Genomic DNA, 17191 nt, shown 5'->3' with positions numbered 1-17191 from the left:
ACCAAGGTTGGCACCTACCGGGGCGGTGTGGCGGTTACAGCAGGCCTTCGCGCTTCACCGACAGGTAGCGTTCCACCAGGGCGGCGGGCAGGGCGTCGGCAGTGACGTCCAGCACCATTACTTTTTCGGCACGCAGGGCGTCGTGGGCCTGCGCGCGCTGTTGCAGGTACAGCGCGGTGGCGCCGGCCTGGGCGGCTTCTTCCAGCGTGTTCACTTCGCCGTCCAGCACCGCTTCCAGCTCGCGTTCGCGCAGGCTGGCCACGCACACCAGGTGGCGGCGCTGCAGCAGGCGCACGGCGGCCAGCAGGTCTTCGATATCTTCATCGCGCACATTGCTGACCAGCATCACCAGTGCGCGCCGCTGCTGGCGCAGCGATACCTCGGTGGCGCCGGCCAGGTAGTCGGTGGCCACCGGCTGCGGCTGCAGGTCGTAGCTGGCGCGCAGCAGGTGCTGCACCGTGCCCATGCCACGCTGCGGGGCCACCCAGCGGCGCTCGCCGCCAGCGGCGAACAGGCCCACCGCATCGCCCTGGCGCAGGGCCAGGTAGGCCACCACCAGCGATGCATTCAAGGCATGGTCGAAGTGCGAAAGCCCGCCCTCGCTGGCCAGCATGCGCCGGCCACTGTCCAGCATCAGCAGCAGCTGCTGGTTCTTCTCGTCCTGGTACTCGCGCGAGATCAGCTTGCGCGCGCGTGCGGTGGCCTTCCAGTCCAGCTGGCGCAGGCTGTCGCCGGTGCGGTACTCGCGCATCTGGTGGAAATCGGTGCCTTCGCCACGGCGGCGCTTCACGTGTGCGCCCACCAGCCGCGATGCCTGGTCGGCACTGAACAGGGCGAAGCGGGTGAGCGGCACGAAGTTCGGGTAGACCCGCACCTCCAGCGCCGGCGGCAGCGTGCGCTGCTGCCACCACAGTCGCCACGGTGAACGCAGTCGCAGGTGCACGCCATCGAAGCGGTAGCGCCCGCGCTGCGGCGGCTGCACGTGGTAGTGCAGGGTGCTGGCATGCCCAGCGCGAAGCTGCAGGCGCTGCGGCAGGTCTTCCACGGGCCAGCCGCCAGGCGCCAGGTCGAACACCTGCACGTACTGCGCGCGCGCGGCCTGCAGGCGCAGGCCCACCTGGCGGCGCACGCCCAGGGCCAGCGCTTCGGGCACCTGCCGTTGCACCTGCGGCGACGGCTGCCGGGCCACCCGCCAGGCATCCAGCAGGGCCAGCAGCAAAGCCGCCAGCCCCATCGCGGCCCAGCTCCAGCGCGGCAGCAGGCCGCCCAGCACCATGCCGCCCAGCGCAGCCCAGGCCAGCAGCACAGCCAGCAGCAGCGGCGCAGGCCTCATCGGCGCGGTGCTTCCACCTTGGCCAGCAGGGCGCCCAGCACGTCGTCCGGGCCCTGGCCTTCAATCTGCAGTTCCGGTGCCAGCGCAATGCGATGGCGCAGGGCAGGGCGTGCGATGTCGCGCACATCGTCGGGGGTGACGAAATCGCGCCCGGCCAGTACCGCCTGCGCGCGTGCGGCACGCACCAGGGCAATGCTGCCGCGCGGGCCGGCGCCAACCGCGATACCCGGCCAGGACCGGCTGGCGGCGACGATGCGCACGGCGTAATCAATCACTTCATCGTCCACGGTGATCGCCGCCGTGGCCTGCTGCAGCGCCAGCAGTTCGCCCGCGCCAAGGACGCGCGGCACCTGGCTCAGGTCGAAATCGCTGGCGGCACGGCCATGGGTGATCGCCGCCACCATGCGCTTTTCGTCGTCCAGCTGCGGGTAGTCGATCAGCACCTTCAGCAGGAAACGGTCCAGCTGCGCTTCCGGCAGCGGGTAGGTGCCTTCCTGTTCCAGCGGGTTCTGCGTGGCCAGCGCCATGAACGGCGGCGCCAGGGTGAACGCCTTGCCTTCGATGGTCACCTGGCCTTCCTGCATCACTTCCAGCAGGGCCGACTGGGTCTTGGCCGGCGCACGATTGATTTCGTCGGCCAGCAGCAGGTTGGTGAACACCGGGCCGCGACGGATCCGGAAGCTTTCGCTCTTGGGGTCGTACACCGCGTGGCCGCTTACGTCGCTGGGCATCAGGTCCGGGGTGAACTGCACGCGCCCGTAATCCAGTTCCAGCGCCTGTGCCAGGGCGCGCACCAGCAGGGTCTTGCCCAGCCCGGGCACGCCTTCGATCAGCACATGGCCGCCGGCCAGCAGGGCCACCAGGATCTGGTCCAGTACATCGCTCTGGCCGATGAAAGCGCGGCCTACCGCTTCGCGGATGGCATCGACGCGTTCAATCAGGCGGGCGGCGGCGGACGGAAGCTCAGGGGCATCGGTCATAGCAGGGATCTCATCTGGAGCAGCAAGCGGATGCGCTCGCGCAGGGCGGAGGAATCGTTGGCGGCAGGCACGGTCATCGCGCTGGCCACGCGTGTAACCGGCCAGCGCAGCAGTTCGGCAATGGCATGGTCGCGCGCGCTGCCGTCCAGCGCGGCGGCCACCGGCGCGCGCAGGCGCAGCCGGTGCAGGAACAGCGCCTGCACCGCGCGGTACAGGTGTGGCCCCTGGCCGAAGCGCAGCAGCAGTTCGCCGCTGGCGCGCACGTGTTCCAGCAGCGAGCGGCGTGCCACCACCGGCGAAGGTTGGGCACTGCCCAGGCGCTGCGAGCGCGCCCACAACCAGCCCAGGATCGCCAGCAGCAGCGGCAGCCACACCGGCCAGCCCTGCAGCACGATGCGTGCGAACAGCGTGGGCGGGCGCTTGCCGTAGACCAGCCAGACCGTGCCACGGCCGTAGTTCGGGTCCAGCAGGTAGCGGGTCAGGTCGCGGTGCGACAGGTCATGCAGGCCATCGCGCAGGCGTTCGCCGGCATTCAACACGCGACGTTCCGTGTTGGTGCCTGCGCCGGTGCCGCGCATGAATTCCATGTCGGCCAGCACATCGATGCGGCCCTTGCCGTGGCGCAGGCGCGCGAACACCAGGTCGCCGTCGTTGCCCCAGCGCCGTTCGGCAGTGGCGGCGGCGCGGAAGCCCAGCGAGAAACGGCGGCCTTTGCAGAACTCCACGTGGTCGGGATCATCGGCCACGTGGAAGCGCTGGCATCGGCTGTCGTGGAACAGGCTGTCCACGCCGATGCGGTCCAGCAGCGGACCTTGCGTGGTGCTGGTGGTGTCCTTGCGCCGGGCGGTGGCCGGTGGCGGCGTGCGCAGCAGCAGATGACCACCTTCGCCCACCCAGTCCAGCAGGGCCTGCGCGGTATGCGGCGCCAGATCGCGGGTGTCCTGCAGCAGCACCAGGGTATCGCCCGGGGCCAGCGCCATGTCGCGCAACCGCAGCTGCTGCCGTGTCTGCACCTGCAGGCCGTCGGCACGCAGCGCCTGGCCCAGCACGTACAGCGGGTTGAAGCTGGCCTCGCCCTGCGGCGGCAGCACCAGGGTCTGGCTCACTTTCTCGTGGGTGCGCAGGAACAGGATCGTCAGCGGCACGCCGAGCACGATCAGCGCGCCGAGCAACAGCGACCAGAACAGGCGCGGCTTCATGCCTGCCACCGGAACTGCTGCTGCAGGGCAGCCGACAGTGCGTCGAAATCACTGCGGGCGGGCAGGCGACCGCCGTAGGCGGCGAACTGCCACATGCGCACGATGCGCGCGAACAGCTCGCGGTCACTGGCTTCGGGCATGCGCCGCGAGGCGCGCAGGCACTGCGCTTCGGTGGCGCCGGGCGGCAGCACCACGCCGCTGCGGTCCACCACGGTGCCCACGCTGGCGCGATACAGGAGGGCCAGCGCCTGGCGCGGGCGGCCGTCGTCCCACAGCCGTGCGGCCTGGGTGGCCACGTCCGGCGGCAGGATGTCAGGCAGCACGATGCTGTCTTCGCGGATGGCCGGTGCCGTTCCACCCTTGCGCCGACCGCTGCCGCGCAGCCACGGCAGCCACAGCCGCGCGGTCAGCAGCAGCACCAGCACCAGCAATCCCAGGCCACCCCACAGGCCCCACTCGGCCACGCGCGCCACCCAGCGGCGTGCATCCTGGCGGGCCTTGCGCGCGCGCTCAGCGTCGGTGTCCGGCTGCAGTTCCTTCTTTTCCTTCTTTTCCGCGTCGTCGCGGTCGATCGGCTGCCATTGGCTGACCTCGCGCAGCGGCCGCTGCAGCGGATCTTCGTAGGCGCGGTTCACCGCCTGGCGGAAGCCGGCGGTGTCCACCGGCGCATCGCCGAAGATCACCGCCGGGGTGTTGGCCGGATCCTGCGCGGCGCTGGGGCGCTTGCGGGTGGGCTTGTCGCTCTGCTCCGTCGCGGCCGTGGCCGGGCGGGCATCGCTGTCCTGCGCGTGCGCCGGTGCCAGCGGCAACGCCAGGCACAGCAGCAGCACCAGCGACGACGCGGCCGGCAGCAGGCGCTCACGCAGCCGGCGCAGGGCCATTTCCACGTCCCAGGCTTCCATTTCCGTGCGCCGGTTCAGATACAGCCCGAAGCCGGCACCGACGTACAGCGGGCCGATCAGCGCCGACGCCAGCCAGCACAGCAGGTTGAACACCAGCAGCGCCCACGGCGGTGGCGCCACGCGCAGCATGTCCCACGCCGCACGCCACGAGTCGGGCAGCAGATCCAGCGGAATGAACAGGAATGCCGAGGCGATCGCGCCCAGCACCAGCACCAGTTCGAAGCCCAGGCACAGGCAGCACAGGATCAGGGCGGCGCCGCCCGCGCCGGACACCACCGCGCGCCGCCGTGGCCCGCGCTGTCCCGGTGCATTGCCTTCCAGCAGGTTCACCGGCAGGCACAGGCTGCGCAGCCCACTGAAGCGGCGCCAGCCCAGGTAACCCCAGAAGCCGCTGTTGCCCCACTGCCGCTGCGCACGCAGCGCCGCACGTGGCGCCACCTGTTCGCCGAAGATGCCGCGCGAGAGCACGTACAGCGGCGCGCGCTCGAACAGCGGCTTGCACCACCACATCAGCAGCCAGGCCCAGCCGAACGCATCCAGCCACCAGGCCAGCGCATTGAACAGCACGAACAGCGGTGCGCTGGCCAGCAGCCAGCTGCCCCACACGCTGCGTGCGTGGCGGCGGGCCAGGGCCATGCCCAGCTCCATCGCCTCCCAACTACTGCGGGCGCGCAGCGCGACGTTCAGATGTTCAATCCGCACGACTGCCCCCACGCCCACCGCGCCACAGCCACAGCAGCACGCCGGCCCACAACACGCCGGCCACGCTGAACTTCAGCCAGGCCGGAATGTCGGCAATGGACGACCAGAAGGCCTCCACGAAGGCGGCCAGCAGCAGCATGAAGGCCACGCCCAGGCACAGGCGTGCGCCGATGCGACCGCCTTCCACCAGCGCGTCCACGCGGCGCTGCCGGCCCGGTGCGAGCAGGCGCATGCCCAGCTGCAGGCCTGCACCGCCGGCAATCACGATGGCGGTCAGTTCGAAGGCGGCATGCCCGACCACGAAACGCCAGAACGGATCGCCATGGCCGATCTGTTGCAGGTGGCCGGCCACCGCACCGATGGTGACCCCGTTGAACAACAGCACCAGCAGCGTGCCCAGCCCGGCCAGCAGGCCGCTGGCGAAGGTGCGCAGGGCAATGCCGATGTTGTTCAGGATGTAGTAGCCGAACATCATCCAGTCGGTACCGCTGTCGCGGCCCAGGCGGTCGGCCGAGGGGTCGTACATGCGTTCCATGCTGGCGATCTGCGCGTTGTCCATCAGCAGGTACACGCTGTCCGGGTGCCACTGCACCAGCACGAAGCAGGCGATGGCCGGCACCGCGAACATGGCCAGTGCCGCCCACATGCTGCGCGCCTGGCTGCGCACCAGCAGCGGGAAGTCGGCCATCAGGAATTCCAGCGCACGCCGCCAGCGCGTGGGCGGCGTGCGGTACAGCACGTCGTGGCCCTGCTGCATCAGCCCCTGCAGGCGCTGAACCAGCTGCGGGCTGTAGCCGCGTTCGCGGGCAAGGGCCAGTTGCTGGCACAGCCGCCGGTAGCGCTGGGCGAAGGCGGTATCGCCGGGGTCTGCACTGCCCATGGCAGCGCGGCGCCGGCGCAGCAGACCCGCGCGCTGCTGCAGCCACTGTTCCAGCGCATGCCATTCCTGCTGGTGGCGGGCGACGAACTGTTCCTGCTTCATCGCCGGCCCAGCAGCCAGTTGGCCATGGCGTACAGGCGCAGCACACCTACCTGGCCGTTGGCGCCGGTAAGCGGCTGGGCCAACCCGGCCAGTTCCTGCTGGCGGGCCGGCGACAGCCGCGGCGCGCGTTCGGCGAAGGCCATCACGGCGGTCTGTTCTTCCGGCCGCAGCGGCTGCGCCGGGGCCAGCACGCTGTCGATGGTGACCGGCGGCGGCAGGTAGAACGGCGGCGCGTGCACCACCACGGTGCCGGCCACCAGATCGCCCAGGCGCCGCCCATGCGGATCGAACAGGCAGCTGACCAGGCCCAGCGCGTAGGCGAAGGGCAGCATGTCCACGGTGCGCAGCAGGTTGCGGGTGACCGCGCCGGCCCAGCCCAGCGGCGCGCCATCGCGCATCACCACGCGCAGGCCCAGCGCACGCTTGCCGGGGGTGCGGCCCCACAGCGCTTCGCAGACGATGGGGTAGGCCCACATCAGCAGGAACATGATGGCCAGATAGATGCCGCGGCCGAACTCTTCCAGCAGCGCCAGCGGAATGGCCAGCACGAAGCCGGTGCCCACGCGGATGCCCAGGTCGATCAGCCAGGCCAGCGCACGCGGCATCGGCCCGGCGGCCGGCAACTGCAGCAGCACGCCTTCGGGCGTGACCACCTCGCGGTAGGTATCGAGCATGGGCGCGGCCATCAGGGCGACGGTCGCGGGTGTGGGCGCTGGAGTCCTCTCCGGCGTGCTGCCACGGGCATGGGCGGGGTCTCGACGGTTCCTGGTCGGGCCCCGACTTTAGCAGAGCGTGGTGGCCGGCGAGGGGCTCAGCCCAGGTATTCGTTCTTCAGGCGTACGTAGTGGTCGGCCGAGTAGTGCAGCGATTCGATTTCCTTGTCGCTGAGCGTGCGTGCCGGCCGCGCCGGGTTGCCCACCCACAGTTCGCCTTCGCCCACCACCTTGCCCGGGCCGACCACCGCGCCGGCGCCGACGAAGGCGTGGCGGGCGATCTGCGCGCCGTCCAGGATGCAGGCGCCCATGCCGATCAGGCTGTAATCGCCAATGCTGCAGGCGTGGATGATGCAGCCGTGGCCGACGGTCACGCCTTCGCCGATCAGGGTAGGGTAGCCGGCCTTGTTGTAGGGGCTGTGGTGGCTGACATGGATGATGGTGCCGTCCTGCACGTTGGTGCGCGCGCCAATGCGCACGTAATTCACGTCACCACGGATCACCGTGCCCGGCCAGATCGACACGTCGTCGGCCAGCTCCACATCGCCGATGAGGGTGCATGCCGGGTCGATGTACACGCGTTCGCCGAGTACGGGCATCTTGTCGCGGAAAGGGCGCAGCGGGTTCATCGGTGTCTCCAGCATTCGGGGCATTCGCGACGATGATACGCGCGCCGCGCCGCGCCGCTGCGCTCGCCGGGCATGGCCCGGCGCTACCGCCTATGCCGGCGCGTGCGCGGCCAGCATCTGCCGGAACAGATCGTCCAGCCACGCCGCATCCCCATGCCCTGCGGGCAGTCGTGGGCCTTCGGCGCGCGCAGCCAGTTCCGTATCGATGTAATCACTGATGGCGGCGATGCGCGGCCCGGCGGCGACTTCGGCGCTGGCGCGCTTCACCACCAGCAGCGCATCGATGGCCTCACGCACCGGGCCGTGCGGCAGCAGCCGGTCCAGCAGGTCCTCGAAGGCCATCGGCGGCGGCGTCTGCTCGTGCTCGATCCATTGGCAGGCCAGCAGCGGTCGCAGCACGTACAGGTACTTCTTGGTGCGCACCGTGTCGCCACGCAGATAGCCGCGATGGTTGGAACGGGCCATGTTGAAGTAGTGCCACCAGGTGCCCAGCGGCGAGTAGAAGCGTTCAGCGGCCTGCCACAGCTGGGCCACGGCAGCGGCATCCTGCTGGTAGATGATCGGCGAGCGCAGCCATTCGATCAGGGTCGGGTTGGACTTGGACACCAGCCGCAATGCCTTGCGCAGGTCCCAGCCGCTCACGTCCAGCTCGTCGTCGATGGGCAGCTCGATCACATCGCGCTGCGTCTCACCGGGGCCGGTGGCTTCATTGACGCTCAGGTACCACGGCTGGCGGTGCACGTAGATGAAGCGTGCATCGTAGTCGCTGTCCGGCGACGAGAAGCCCCAGCCGCGGCTGCCCGATTCGCAGGCCAGCAGCACGCGCACATCATGCGCGCGTTCGATGTCGGCCAGGGTGGAAAGGATGGCGGCGCGCTTGTCCGGCGCGATGGGGTGGATGTCGTCCATGCAGAGCAGATTCGTAGAGTCGAGCTTGCTCGACTGTAACGCACGCGTGGCACACGCATGCGTGTCGACCAAGGTCGACACCTACCCACCGGTCCCGGTAGGTGTCGACCTTGGTCGACACGATCCCCGCTCTGGTAGGTGTCGACCTTGGTCGACACGCAGGCAGGGGGGGTTACGCCACGCGGCCGCGGCGGGCGCGTTCCAGGTGCACCAGCAGCAGCGAGATCGCTGCCGGGGTCATGCCCGGAATACGCTGGGCCTGGCCGATGGTCTGCGGACGCACGCGTTCGAGCTTCTGCAGCGCTTCGGCCGACAGGCCGCGCACTATCCCATAGTCGAAATCCTGGGCGATCGGCGTGGCTTCATGCCGCTGCTGGCGCTCGATCTCCTCGCGCTGCCGGTCCAGGTAGCCGGCGTACTTCACGCCGATCTCGACCTGTTCGGCCACCTTGCCATCGGCCACGGCCGGGCCCAGCGACGGCACCTGCATCAACTGCGCGTAATCCAGCTCCGGGCGCTTGATCAGGTCCAGCACGTTGGTTTCGCGGCTGACGGCCACGCCCAGCGTTTCCTGCACCTCGCGGCCCAGCGCGTTGGCCGGGGTGGCCCACAGCGCGCCCAGTCGCGCGCGCTCGGCGCTGACGGCGGCCTGCTTGGTTTCAAACGCGCTCCAGCGGCGGTCGTCGACCAGGCCCATCTCGCGGCCGACCGGGGTAAGCCGCTGGTCGGCGTTGTCTTCGCGCAGCTGCAGGCGGTATTCGGCGCGGCTGGTGAACATGCGGTACGGCTCGTTGGTGCCATGGGTGATCAGGTCATCCACCAGCACGCCCAGGTAGGCCTCGTCGCGGCGCGGGCACCAGCCATCCAGCCCGCGCACCTGGCGCGCGGCGTTCAGGCCGGCCAGCAGACCCTGCGCGGCAGCTTCTTCATACCCGGTGGTGCCGTTGATCTGGCCGGCAAAGAACAGGCCGTTCACCAGCTTGGTTTCCAGCGAGGCCTTCAAGCCGCGCGGGTCGAAGAAGTCGTATTCGATGGCGTAGCCGGGGCGGGTGATGTGCGCGTTCTGGAAGCCGACGATGCTGCGCACCATCTCCAGCTGCACGTCGAACGGCAGCGAGGTGGAAATGCCGTTGGGGTAGATCTCGACGATGCCCAGGCCTTCGGGTTCCACGAAGATCTGGTGGCTGGCCTTTTCGGCGAAGCGCACCACCTTGTCTTCGATGGACGGGCAGTAGCGCGGCCCGATGCCTTCGATCTGGCCGCTGTACAGCGGCGAACGGTGCAGCGCGTCGCGGATGATCTGGTGGGTCTGTTCGGTGGTGTGGGTGATCCAGCAGCTGACCTGCTGCGGGTGCTCATCCACCGAACCGAGGAAGGACATGACCGGCCGCGGCGTGTCGCCGGGCTGTTCGTCCATCACGCTGTAATCGAGCGAACGGCCATCGATGCGCGGCGGCGTGCCGGTCTTCAGGCGGTCCACCTGGAACGGGCGTTCGCGCAGGCGCGCGGCCAGCGTGGTGGCCGGCGGGTCGCCCATGCGGCCGGCGGCGTACTGGGTGGGGCCCACGTGGATCTTGCCGGCCAGGAAGGTGCCGGCGGTGAGCACCACGGCCTCGGCGTCGAAACGCAGGCCGGTCTGGGTGATCACCCCGCGCACGACATCGCCTTCGATGACCAGGTCATCCACGGCGGCCTGGAACACGGTCAGGTTCGCCTGGCCTTCCACAATGGCGCGGATCGCCATGCGGTACAGGTTGCGGTCGGCCTGGCAGCGGGTGGCGCGCACGGCCGGGCCCTTGGAGGCGTTCAGGGTGCGCCACTGGATGCCGGCACGGTCGGCGGCATGGGCCATGGCCCCGCCCAGCGCGTCGATCTCCTTTACCAGGTGGCCCTTGCCGATGCCGCCGATGGCCGGGTTGCAGCTCATCGCGCCCACCGTTTCGATGTTGTGGGTCAGCAGCAGGGTGCGCACGCCGGTACGGGCCGCGGCCAGCGCGGCCTCGGTGCCGGCGTGGCCGCCGCCAATGACGATGACATCGTAACGATGGAAGGACGGGTTCATAGGGGGCAGGTCAGCAAAGGGGGCGGGCGCGCCGAAGGCGGCCAGGGTGGCGATTTTAGCGCCATTCGGCGGGGGGCGACGGGGGGCGCCCGCACGCTTGGGTGAAATCAACCCTAAAGTTGGCAGGAAAGTTGCAGATAACCCGATAGCACCCATCGTGGCTGGCGCTCATGGCGTTGGTGACCGGATTGGAACAGGGGCCGGTACAGGCGCACGATGGGGAAGCAGGGGGCCGGTGGTCGGGGGACTGCCGGCCCCGTTTTTTTTCGGCCAAGGGTGGCGCTAGCCACGCATGGCGTGGATCTACCGGCAGCATCAAAAACGAACGGCCCCGCAGTGCGGGGCCGTTTGTCTTGCAGAGGTGCCGACATCCGACAGGGCCGGAACAGGGGGGATCCAGATGTTCCTGTCGGATATCGACGTAGAGCGTTTGGTCACGGCCCTAACGTTTTTGTCACATTGTGACGCGGGCCGTCACCACCTGCGTAGAGTGAGGCTTGAACCGGGGGAAATGCAAGATGGTTCAGGGCTCAACTGTGCGCTGCGTCCCACGATCGAGATTGCGCCAAGGGGAACCGTTCATCCTGGGTGCGGCCGGACGCGGCGGCGGACCGGCCGGCCGCGCCGGGCGGGCTGCTGGTGCCGGACGCTGGACTGCCTGCGGCGGGCGCTGCATCGAATCCAGGTTGCGCCAGGGCGAGCCGCCGTTGTTCTCGCGGGGCGGCCGCGGCGGACGGTTCTCACCGCCATTGCCCGGGCGCGGCGGCGGGCGATGGTTGTGCGGCGGGCGGTAGATCGGCCGCGAATAGTACGGGTTGCCATAGCCGTAATAGCCATAGCCGCCGTAGCCGCCGTAGTACGGGTAGCCCGAATCGTAGGGATAGCCGTAGGGGTAGCGGTACTCCGTCGAGGGCGCACCGTGGTAGTAGCCGCCACCGCGGCCACCGCCAACGTAATCGTAGGTAGCGCAGCCGGTCAGGGCCAACATCAGGCCACCGGCAAGCAACAGGCGCAGTTTCATGTGGAGTCCCCCCAAGGACGGGTGTAGTGCCAGCTTCGGGCGCGAGCGTTGAATCGCCCCTTAATCCCGCCGGCCAGAATGAATGGCGGTGAAGGGCAGCATGCTGGCACGGCAGCCGGCATCGCCGCCAGCGCGGGGGCTTACGTTAACCTTGCGTCATGAGCGATTCACTGTTGCCTACCCCCGCCGATGTACTGGCCGCCGCAGCGCGCATCGCGCCGCATGCCCATGTGACCCCGGTGCTGCGTTCGCACGCGCTGGATGCGCTGGCCGGAGCGTCGTTGGCGTTCAAGGCCGAGCACCTGCAGCGCGGCGGTGCCTTCAAGTTCCGTGGGGCATGCAATGCGGTGTGGTCGCTGCCGGAAGATCGGGCGGCGGCGGGCGTGGTGACCCATTCGTCGGGCAACCACGGTGCCGCACTGGCGCTGGCGGCGCGCACCCGCGGCATTCCCTGCCACGTGGTGGTGCCCGAGGGCGCGGTGGCAGCCAAACTGGCCAACATCGCCCGCCACGGTGCCACGCTGTGGCGTTGCCCGCCCACCATTGCCGACCGCGAGGCCACCTGCGCGCAGGTGCAGGCCGATAGCGGCGCGACCTTGGTGCACCCGTATGCCGACCCAGCCGTGATGGCCGGGCAGGGCACCGCGGCGCTGGAACTGCTGCACAGCGATGGCCCGTTCGATGTGCTGGTGGTGCCGGTCGGCGGCGGTGGCCTGGCCTGCGGCACCGCGCTAGCCCTGCAGCACGCCAGCCCGCACACCCGCCTGGTGCTGGCCGAACCGGCCGGGGCCGACGACACCGCGCGCTCGCTGGCCGCCGGTACCCGCCAGGGCCCGTTCACCCCGGACACGTTCTGCGACGGCCTGCGCACCCTGGTCGGGGTGCCCAACTTCGCCCTGCTGCAGGCCGCCGGCGCCGAGGTGATCGTGGTGGATGATGCCGCCACGCTGGCCGCCATGCGCCTGCTGTGGGAGGTGCTGAAGCAGGTGGTCGAACCGTCTTCGGCCACGGTGCTGGCCGCGGTACTGGCGCAGCCGCAGCGGTTTGCCGGCCTGCGCGTGGGCCTGGTGCTGTCCGGTGGCAACGTGGACCTGCCGGCACTGCGCTGGGAGGCGGCGTGAGCCGCGGCCGGCACCGTGCCCGCACCGGCCTGCTGGGCTGGCTGTGGCGGCTGTTCGTACTGGTGGTGGTGTGGTTGCTGGGGGTGACGGCGTGGATCGTCTGGGTGGGCGAGCGCGACCAGGCGGCCAAGGCCGACGCGATCATCGTGCTGGGTGCTGCGGCGTACGACGCCAAGCCGTCGCCGGTGTTCGAAGAGCGCATCCGCCATGGCCTGGATCTGTACCAGGCCGGCTACGCGCCGTTGCTGATCTTCACCGGTGGCTATGGTGGCAGCGGCGCGCGCTTTTCCGAATCACAGGTGGCGCGCCGTTACGCACTGAAGCATGGCGTGCCCGACGACGCGATCCTGATTGAGACCGCCTCGCGCAATACCGTGCAGAACCTGGTGGAAGCCAAGCGCCTGATGGAGCAGCGGCACCTGCAGCGGGTCATCATTGTCAGCGACCCGCTGCACATGGCCCGCGCGCTGCGCCTGAGCCAGGCGATGGGGATCGAAGCGCTGGCCTCGTCCACGCCCAGTACGCGCTTCCGCAGCTTCCATACCAGCTGGCGTTTCCTGCTGCAGGAGATCTACTTCTTCCACCGCGACCTGGTGCGCCCGCCGTTGAGTTCGCCGGGCAACACCTGAGCGGTTGCCGCCCGCTTCTGGTAGGTGCCGACCTTGGTCGGCACGATGTTGGCCGCGTCGTGATGTGATCGGTTGTGCCAACCAAGGTTGGCACCTACCAGAGCGGGCTGCAGGTTGCCGCGGCGCGCGCCGGCCGATATCTGCATTTGGTAGGTGCCGACCTTGGTCGGCACGATGTTGGTCGCGTCGCGATGTGATCGATTGTGCCAACCAAGGTTGGCACCTACCAGAGCAGACCGCGGGCGGGCATCAGGGCTGCTTGCGGCGGATCGGGATGGCCGACACCGGTACCGATGCGATGTCGTGGCCACCTTCGCGGATCGGTGCGCCGGGGTCCGGTGCCCAGGCGTGGGCGTAGATCACTTCCCAGCTGCTGGGCAGCTTGCCATCGTCGCGGCGCAGGGGTTCGTAGGCCGCCGCAGCGGCGGCGAAGCGGCCGCGCCCGGTCAGGGTATGGCGACGGTCCACGCGGGCGTTGGTGGCGCCCATCGCGCGCAGCTCGCGCATCAGCGCGGGCAGGTCGTCGTAGGTCAGGGTGAACAGATCGCGGTCCAGCACCGGGTCGCGGAAGCCGGCCATCATCAGTGCATCGCCGAACTGGGCGATCTGCGCGAAGCGACTCACGTGCGGACGGTCATCGGCGGCGGCGAACGCTTCGTTGAGCTCGATCAGCGTTTCCGGGCCGAAGGTGGAACACAGCAGCAGGCCGCCGGGCTTGAGCACGCGGCGGAAACCGGCAAACACCGCCGGCAGGTCGTCCAGCCACTGCAGGCACAGGTTGCTGAAGATCACATCGACGCTGTTGTCGGCCAGCGGCAGCGCGGCGGCATCACCGCACAGGCGCTGGAACGGCTTCCACCAGCCGGCCTGGCGCTTGGCCTGGCCCAGCATCGGCAGGGCCACGTCCAGCGCGATCACCTGCGCCTTCGGCCAGCGCTTCTTCATCAGCGCACTGGCGTGGCCGGTGCCCGAGCCAATGTCCAGCACCACCGCCGGCGTGCGTGCTTCCAGGTAATCCAGCGATTCGATCAGCCGCGACTGCACTTCGCGCTGCAGGGCAGCGGCGGCGTCGTAACTGCTGGCGGCGCGGCCGAAGGCGCGGCGGACGTGGCGGGCATCGAAGTGGGACGGCATTGCAGAAGTCTCTTAGAACGTACCGGGGTAGGCGCCGCCGTCGATCAGCAGGTTCTGCCCGGTGAGGTAACCGGCCTGTGCGCTGCACAGGAAGGCGCAGGCCGCGCCGAATTCGTCCGGCGTGCCGAAGCGGCCGGCGGGGATCTGCTGGCGGCGGCGCTCGGCCACGGCCTGGGCGTCGCCGTCCTGGCCCGCTGCATGGGCGAAGTTGGCGCGCAGGCGGTCGGTGTCGAACTGGCCGGGCAGCAGGTTGTTGAGGGTGACGTTGTGGCCGACGGTGCGCCGGGCCAGGCCGGCGACGAAGCCGGTCAGGCCACTGCGCGCGCCGTTGGACAATGCCAGCGTGTCGATCGGTGCCTTCACCGATGAAGAGGTGATGTTGACGATGCGGCCGAAGCCGCGCGCGATCATCGCGTCCACCGTGGCGCGGATCAGCGCGATCGGCGCCAGCATGTTGGCGTCCAGCGCGGCGATCCAGTCGTCGCGTTCAAACGTGCGGAAATCGCCGGGCGGCGGGCCACCGGCGTTGGTCACCAGGATGTCCACCTGCGGGCAGGCGGCCAGCGCCTGGGCGCGGCCGGCGTCGGTGGTCACATCGGCGGCCACCGCGCGCACTTCGCCCGCACCGGGCAGGGCGCGCAGTTCGCCGGCGGCGGTCTGCAGGGCGGCTTCGCCACGGGCCACGATCACCACGTTCACGCCCTCGGCCACCAGCGCACGCGCGCAGCCCAGGCCCAGCCCCTTGCTTGCGCCACACACCAGTGCCCAGCGGCCGGAAATACCCAGATCCATATGTCAGCCCTGCATCGTTCGGAAGGCGCTCATTGTCCGCCATCGGCCGGTGACAGGCCGGCAACGAAGTGTTGCAGGGCGGCGGCCACCTGATCGGCATGGCCCAGGAACGGCGCATGGCCGCCGTGGGCGATGGTCAGTGCCTGCGCGTTCGGCGCCAGCGCCGCGGCGGCCTGCATGGCGGCCGGTGATACCAGGCGGTCGCGCTGGCCGGCGATCCACAGGCTGGGTCTGCCCAGCGCCGGCAGGGCGCCGCGCAGGTCGGTGCTTTCCAGCAGGCGCAGGCCTTCCAGCAGGGCGCGCTCGGTCGGCGCGCCACGTTCCACCAGGCGCTGGCGCAGGGTGCGCAGTTCCTCGCGGGCGTGCGCCGAGCCCATCACGTCCAAGGCCAGGAAGCGTTCCAAGGTGCCGGCGAAATCGGTCGCCAGGTCACGCCCGAACAGCTCGAACACCGCCGGTTCCACGGCATGCGGCCAGTCGTCGCCGCGGACGAAACGCGGAGTGGCCGCGATCATTGCCAGCCCGCGCACCTTGGGCAGCGTCGCTGCGGCATGCAGGGCGAACAGCCCGCCCAGTGACCAGCCGCACCACACCGCCGGCGGGGTAGCCGCGGCAATCGCGTTCACCACGTAGGGCAGGCGCAGCGGCGTGGCGTCGTCGCGGCTGTGGCCGTGGCCGGGCAGGTCCACCACGTGCAGGGTGAAGTGGTCGGCCAGGCGTTCCAGCAGCGGCGCGAACACGCCGCCCTGCAGGGCCCAGCCATGGATCAGCACCAGGTCCGGCCCGCGGCCGGTGACATCGATATGCATGCGGGGCCCTGCGTGTTTCAGGCGATGGCGCGGTCGAACGGCAGCGACGGCGGCAGCGGATCGGGGGCAAGGGCGGCGCGGCCGACCTGGTCGCGCGCACTGGCGATGGCGTCCACCAGACCACGCACCTGTTCGGGCGTGTGCAGCGCCGACAGGGTGACGCGCAGCCGCGCCTTGCCTTCGGGCACGGTGGGCGGGCGGATCGCACCGACCAGCCAGCCGGCCTGTTCCAGCGCCTGCGACATCGCCACGGCGGTGTGATCGTCGCCGCACAGCAGCGGCTGGATCGGCGTTTCCGAGGCCATTACATCCAGCCCGTGGCGGCGTGCTTCGCCGCGGAACAGGGCAATCAGATCGGTCAGGCGCTCACGCCGCCAGTGGTCACGGCGGGCCAGGCGCACCGCTTCCAGCGCGGCGGCGGCCAGGGCCGGTGGCAGCGCCGTGGTGTAGATGTAGGGGCGTGCGGTTTCGGCCAGGTGTTCAATCAGGTCGTCGCGACCCAGCACCAGCGCGCCGGCACCGCCCAGCGCCTTGCCCAACGTGACCAGCTGCAGCGGCACATCGTCCACGCCCAGCCCGGCGCTGGCCACGGCACCACGACCATCGCCCAGCACGCCCACGCCGTGCGCATCGTCCACGTAGAACAGCGCCTGCTGCAGGCGCGCCACCAGGGACAGCGCACGCAGCGGCGCGATATCGCCGTCCATGCTGAAGACACCGTCGGTGGCCAGCATGGCCGCGCCATCGGGCGCGTGCTTGAGCTGGCGCATGGCGCCTTCCGGGTCCAGGTGCGGGTAGCGGCGCAGGCGTGCGCCGGCCAGCCGGGTGGCATCGAGCAGGCTGGCGTGGTTCAACTTGTCCTGCACGCAGACATCGTTCTCTTCGCTCAGCAGTGCCTGCTGCACGGCCAGGTTGGCGGCGAAGCCACTGCCGAACAGCAGGGCGCGCGGGTAACCCAGCCAGTCGGCAACTTCGCGTTCCAGTGCGTCGTGCAGCGCGTGGTGGCCGCAGACCAGGTGCGAGGCACCGGCACCGGCGCCTTCGCGCGCGGCGGCGTCCTGCAGCGCGTTGACCACGCTGAACTGCTGGGCCAGGCCCAGGTAATCGTTGCTGCAGAAGCCGGTCAGCCAGCGCCCGTCAATTTCCAGGCGCACGCCATCGCGGCGCGACACCGTGCGCCGGGGGCGGCGACGGCCTTGGGCATCGCGCAACGCGCGCTGGGCTTGAAGGCGGGCGGACAGGTCGGGGCGGGCCATGGTGGCTACGGGCGACGA

General features: G+C 70.0%; 16 protein-coding genes. 2 read left to right on the top strand and 14 right to left on the bottom strand.

Annotated elements, in window-relative coordinates; genetic code table 11:
• Nucleotides 1–34: 34 nt before the first annotated feature.
• The 10 genes from C1931_RS19220 to C1931_RS19170 all read right to left on the bottom strand — a co-directional run bounded on the left by C1931_RS19220 (nt 35) and on the right by C1931_RS19170 (nt 11432).
• Nucleotides 35–1333 (bottom strand): DUF58 domain-containing protein, encoded by a 1299-nt coding sequence (locus C1931_RS19220; RefSeq protein WP_108757475.1) that lies wholly within the window; start codon nt 1331–1333, stop codon nt 35–37.
• On the bottom strand, nt 1330–2313 hold the full coding sequence (locus C1931_RS19215) for a MoxR family ATPase (protein ID WP_108757474.1): 984 nt from the start codon (nt 2311–2313) through the stop codon (nt 1330–1332). Before C1931_RS19215 ends, C1931_RS19220 begins: the two co-directional genes overlap by 4 nt.
• Nucleotides 2310–3512: a DUF4350 domain-containing protein gene (locus tag C1931_RS19210; RefSeq protein WP_108757473.1), complete on the bottom strand. Its 1203-nt coding sequence runs from the start codon at nt 3510–3512 to the stop codon at nt 2310–2312. Before C1931_RS19210 ends, C1931_RS19215 begins: the two co-directional genes overlap by 4 nt.
• A complete protein-coding gene (locus tag C1931_RS19205; protein ID WP_108757817.1) occupies nt 3509–5116 on the bottom strand; it encodes a DUF4129 domain-containing protein in 1608 nt (535 codons plus the stop codon). Before C1931_RS19205 ends, C1931_RS19210 begins: the two co-directional genes overlap by 4 nt.
• Nucleotides 5106–6098: a stage II sporulation protein M gene (locus tag C1931_RS19200; RefSeq protein ID WP_108757472.1), complete on the bottom strand. Its 993-nt coding sequence runs from the start codon at nt 6096–6098 to the stop codon at nt 5106–5108. The genes C1931_RS19205 and C1931_RS19200 overlap by 11 nt, the downstream gene beginning before the upstream one ends.
• A complete protein-coding gene (locus C1931_RS19195; protein WP_108757471.1) occupies nt 6095–6784 on the bottom strand; it encodes an RDD family protein in 690 nt (229 codons plus the stop codon). Before C1931_RS19195 ends, C1931_RS19200 begins: the two co-directional genes overlap by 4 nt.
• A 125-nt stretch (nt 6785–6909) precedes the next feature.
• Nucleotides 6910–7440, bottom strand: a complete 531-nt coding sequence (locus C1931_RS19190) for a gamma carbonic anhydrase family protein (protein ID WP_108757816.1) — start codon at nt 7438–7440, stop codon at nt 6910–6912.
• A 90-nt stretch (nt 7441–7530) separates the two neighbouring features.
• On the bottom strand, nt 7531–8349 hold the full coding sequence (locus C1931_RS19185) for a nucleotidyltransferase domain-containing protein (protein WP_108757470.1): 819 nt from the start codon (nt 8347–8349) through the stop codon (nt 7531–7533).
• Between the two features lie 172 nt (nt 8350–8521).
• Complete coding sequence (gene mnmG / locus C1931_RS19180; protein ID WP_108757469.1) at nt 8522–10411, bottom strand: tRNA uridine-5-carboxymethylaminomethyl(34) synthesis enzyme MnmG; 1890 nt, start codon at nt 10409–10411, stop codon at nt 8522–8524.
• A 523-nt stretch (nt 10412–10934) separates the two neighbouring features.
• Nucleotides 10935–11432 (bottom strand): hypothetical protein, encoded by a 498-nt coding sequence (locus tag C1931_RS19170; RefSeq protein ID WP_108754504.1) that lies wholly within the window; start codon nt 11430–11432, stop codon nt 10935–10937.
• 158 nt (nt 11433–11590) lie between these two features.
• Between C1931_RS19170 and C1931_RS19165 the strand changes: the two genes are divergently transcribed.
• Both C1931_RS19165 and C1931_RS19160 read left to right on the top strand, forming a co-directional pair.
• Nucleotides 11591–12553, top strand: coding sequence for a pyridoxal-phosphate dependent enzyme (locus C1931_RS19165; protein WP_108757468.1), 963 nt, complete (start codon nt 11591–11593; stop codon nt 12551–12553).
• Nucleotides 12538–13182, top strand: a complete 645-nt coding sequence (locus tag C1931_RS19160; protein WP_164275080.1) for a YdcF family protein — start codon at nt 12538–12540, stop codon at nt 13180–13182. Before C1931_RS19165 ends, C1931_RS19160 begins: the two co-directional genes overlap by 16 nt.
• Nucleotides 13183–13431: 249 nt before the next feature.
• Here C1931_RS19160 and bioC read toward each other — a convergent pair whose 3' ends face one another.
• The 4 genes from bioC to bioF are packed head-to-tail and all read right to left on the bottom strand — an operon-like array spanning nt 13432 to nt 17173.
• Nucleotides 13432–14316, bottom strand: a complete 885-nt coding sequence (gene bioC / locus C1931_RS19155; RefSeq protein WP_108754501.1) for a malonyl-ACP O-methyltransferase BioC — start codon at nt 14314–14316, stop codon at nt 13432–13434.
• Nucleotides 14317–14328: 12 nt separating this feature from the next.
• The gene (locus tag C1931_RS19150; RefSeq protein WP_108757467.1) at nt 14329–15108 is read right to left on the bottom strand and encodes an SDR family oxidoreductase; all 780 of its coding nucleotides are present in this window, start codon (nt 15106–15108) and stop codon (nt 14329–14331) included.
• 29 nt (nt 15109–15137) lie between these two features.
• A complete protein-coding gene (gene bioH, locus C1931_RS19145; RefSeq protein WP_108757466.1) occupies nt 15138–15917 on the bottom strand; it encodes a pimeloyl-ACP methyl ester esterase BioH in 780 nt (259 codons plus the stop codon).
• Nucleotides 15918–15934: 17 nt separating this feature from the next.
• Nucleotides 15935–17173 (bottom strand): 8-amino-7-oxononanoate synthase, encoded by a 1239-nt coding sequence (gene bioF / locus C1931_RS19140; RefSeq protein WP_108757465.1) that lies wholly within the window; start codon nt 17171–17173, stop codon nt 15935–15937.
• Between the last annotated feature and the right edge of the window lie 18 nt (nt 17174–17191).

Origin of the sequence: Stenotrophomonas sp. YAU14A_MKIMI4_1, from assembly GCF_003086855.1 — a bacterium.
In the GTDB taxonomy this organism is placed as follows: domain Bacteria; phylum Pseudomonadota; class Gammaproteobacteria; order Xanthomonadales; family Xanthomonadaceae; genus Stenotrophomonas.
Note: the sequence above shows the minus strand (reverse complement) of the source record. Positions and strands in the feature narration are given on the sequence as shown.

Excerpts from the sequence above, each read along its gene's own strand:
- C1931_RS19220 (WP_108757475.1), bottom strand. The coding sequence starts at position 1,333 with ATGAGGCCTGCGCCGCTGCTGCTGGCTGTGCTGCTGGCCTGGGCTGCG.
- C1931_RS19215 (WP_108757474.1), bottom strand. The coding sequence starts at position 2,313 with ATGACCGATGCCCCTGAGCTTCCGTCCGCCGCCGCCCGCCTGATTGAA.
- C1931_RS19210 (WP_108757473.1), bottom strand. The coding sequence starts at position 3,512 with ATGAAGCCGCGCCTGTTCTGGTCGCTGTTGCTCGGCGCGCTGATCGTG.
- C1931_RS19200 (WP_108757472.1), bottom strand. The coding sequence starts at position 6,098 with ATGAAGCAGGAACAGTTCGTCGCCCGCCACCAGCAGGAATGGCATGCG.
- C1931_RS19195 (WP_108757471.1), bottom strand. The coding sequence starts at position 6,784 with ATGGCCGCGCCCATGCTCGATACCTACCGCGAGGTGGTCACGCCCGAA.
- C1931_RS19190 (WP_108757816.1), bottom strand. The coding sequence starts at position 7,440 with ATGAACCCGCTGCGCCCTTTCCGCGACAAGATGCCCGTACTCGGCGAA.
- C1931_RS19185 (WP_108757470.1), bottom strand. The coding sequence starts at position 8,349 with ATGGACGACATCCACCCCATCGCGCCGGACAAGCGCGCCGCCATCCTT.
- mnmG (WP_108757469.1), bottom strand. The coding sequence starts at position 10,411 with ATGAACCCGTCCTTCCATCGTTACGATGTCATCGTCATTGGCGGCGGC.
- C1931_RS19170 (WP_108754504.1), bottom strand. The coding sequence starts at position 11,432 with ATGAAACTGCGCCTGTTGCTTGCCGGTGGCCTGATGTTGGCCCTGACC.
- C1931_RS19165 (WP_108757468.1), top strand. The coding sequence starts at position 11,591 with ATGAGCGATTCACTGTTGCCTACCCCCGCCGATGTACTGGCCGCCGCA.
- bioC (WP_108754501.1), bottom strand. The coding sequence starts at position 14,316 with ATGCCGTCCCACTTCGATGCCCGCCACGTCCGCCGCGCCTTCGGCCGC.
- C1931_RS19150 (WP_108757467.1), bottom strand. The coding sequence starts at position 15,108 with ATGGATCTGGGTATTTCCGGCCGCTGGGCACTGGTGTGTGGCGCAAGC.
- bioH (WP_108757466.1), bottom strand. The coding sequence starts at position 15,917 with ATGCATATCGATGTCACCGGCCGCGGGCCGGACCTGGTGCTGATCCAT.
- bioF (WP_108757465.1), bottom strand. The coding sequence starts at position 17,173 with ATGGCCCGCCCCGACCTGTCCGCCCGCCTTCAAGCCCAGCGCGCGTTG.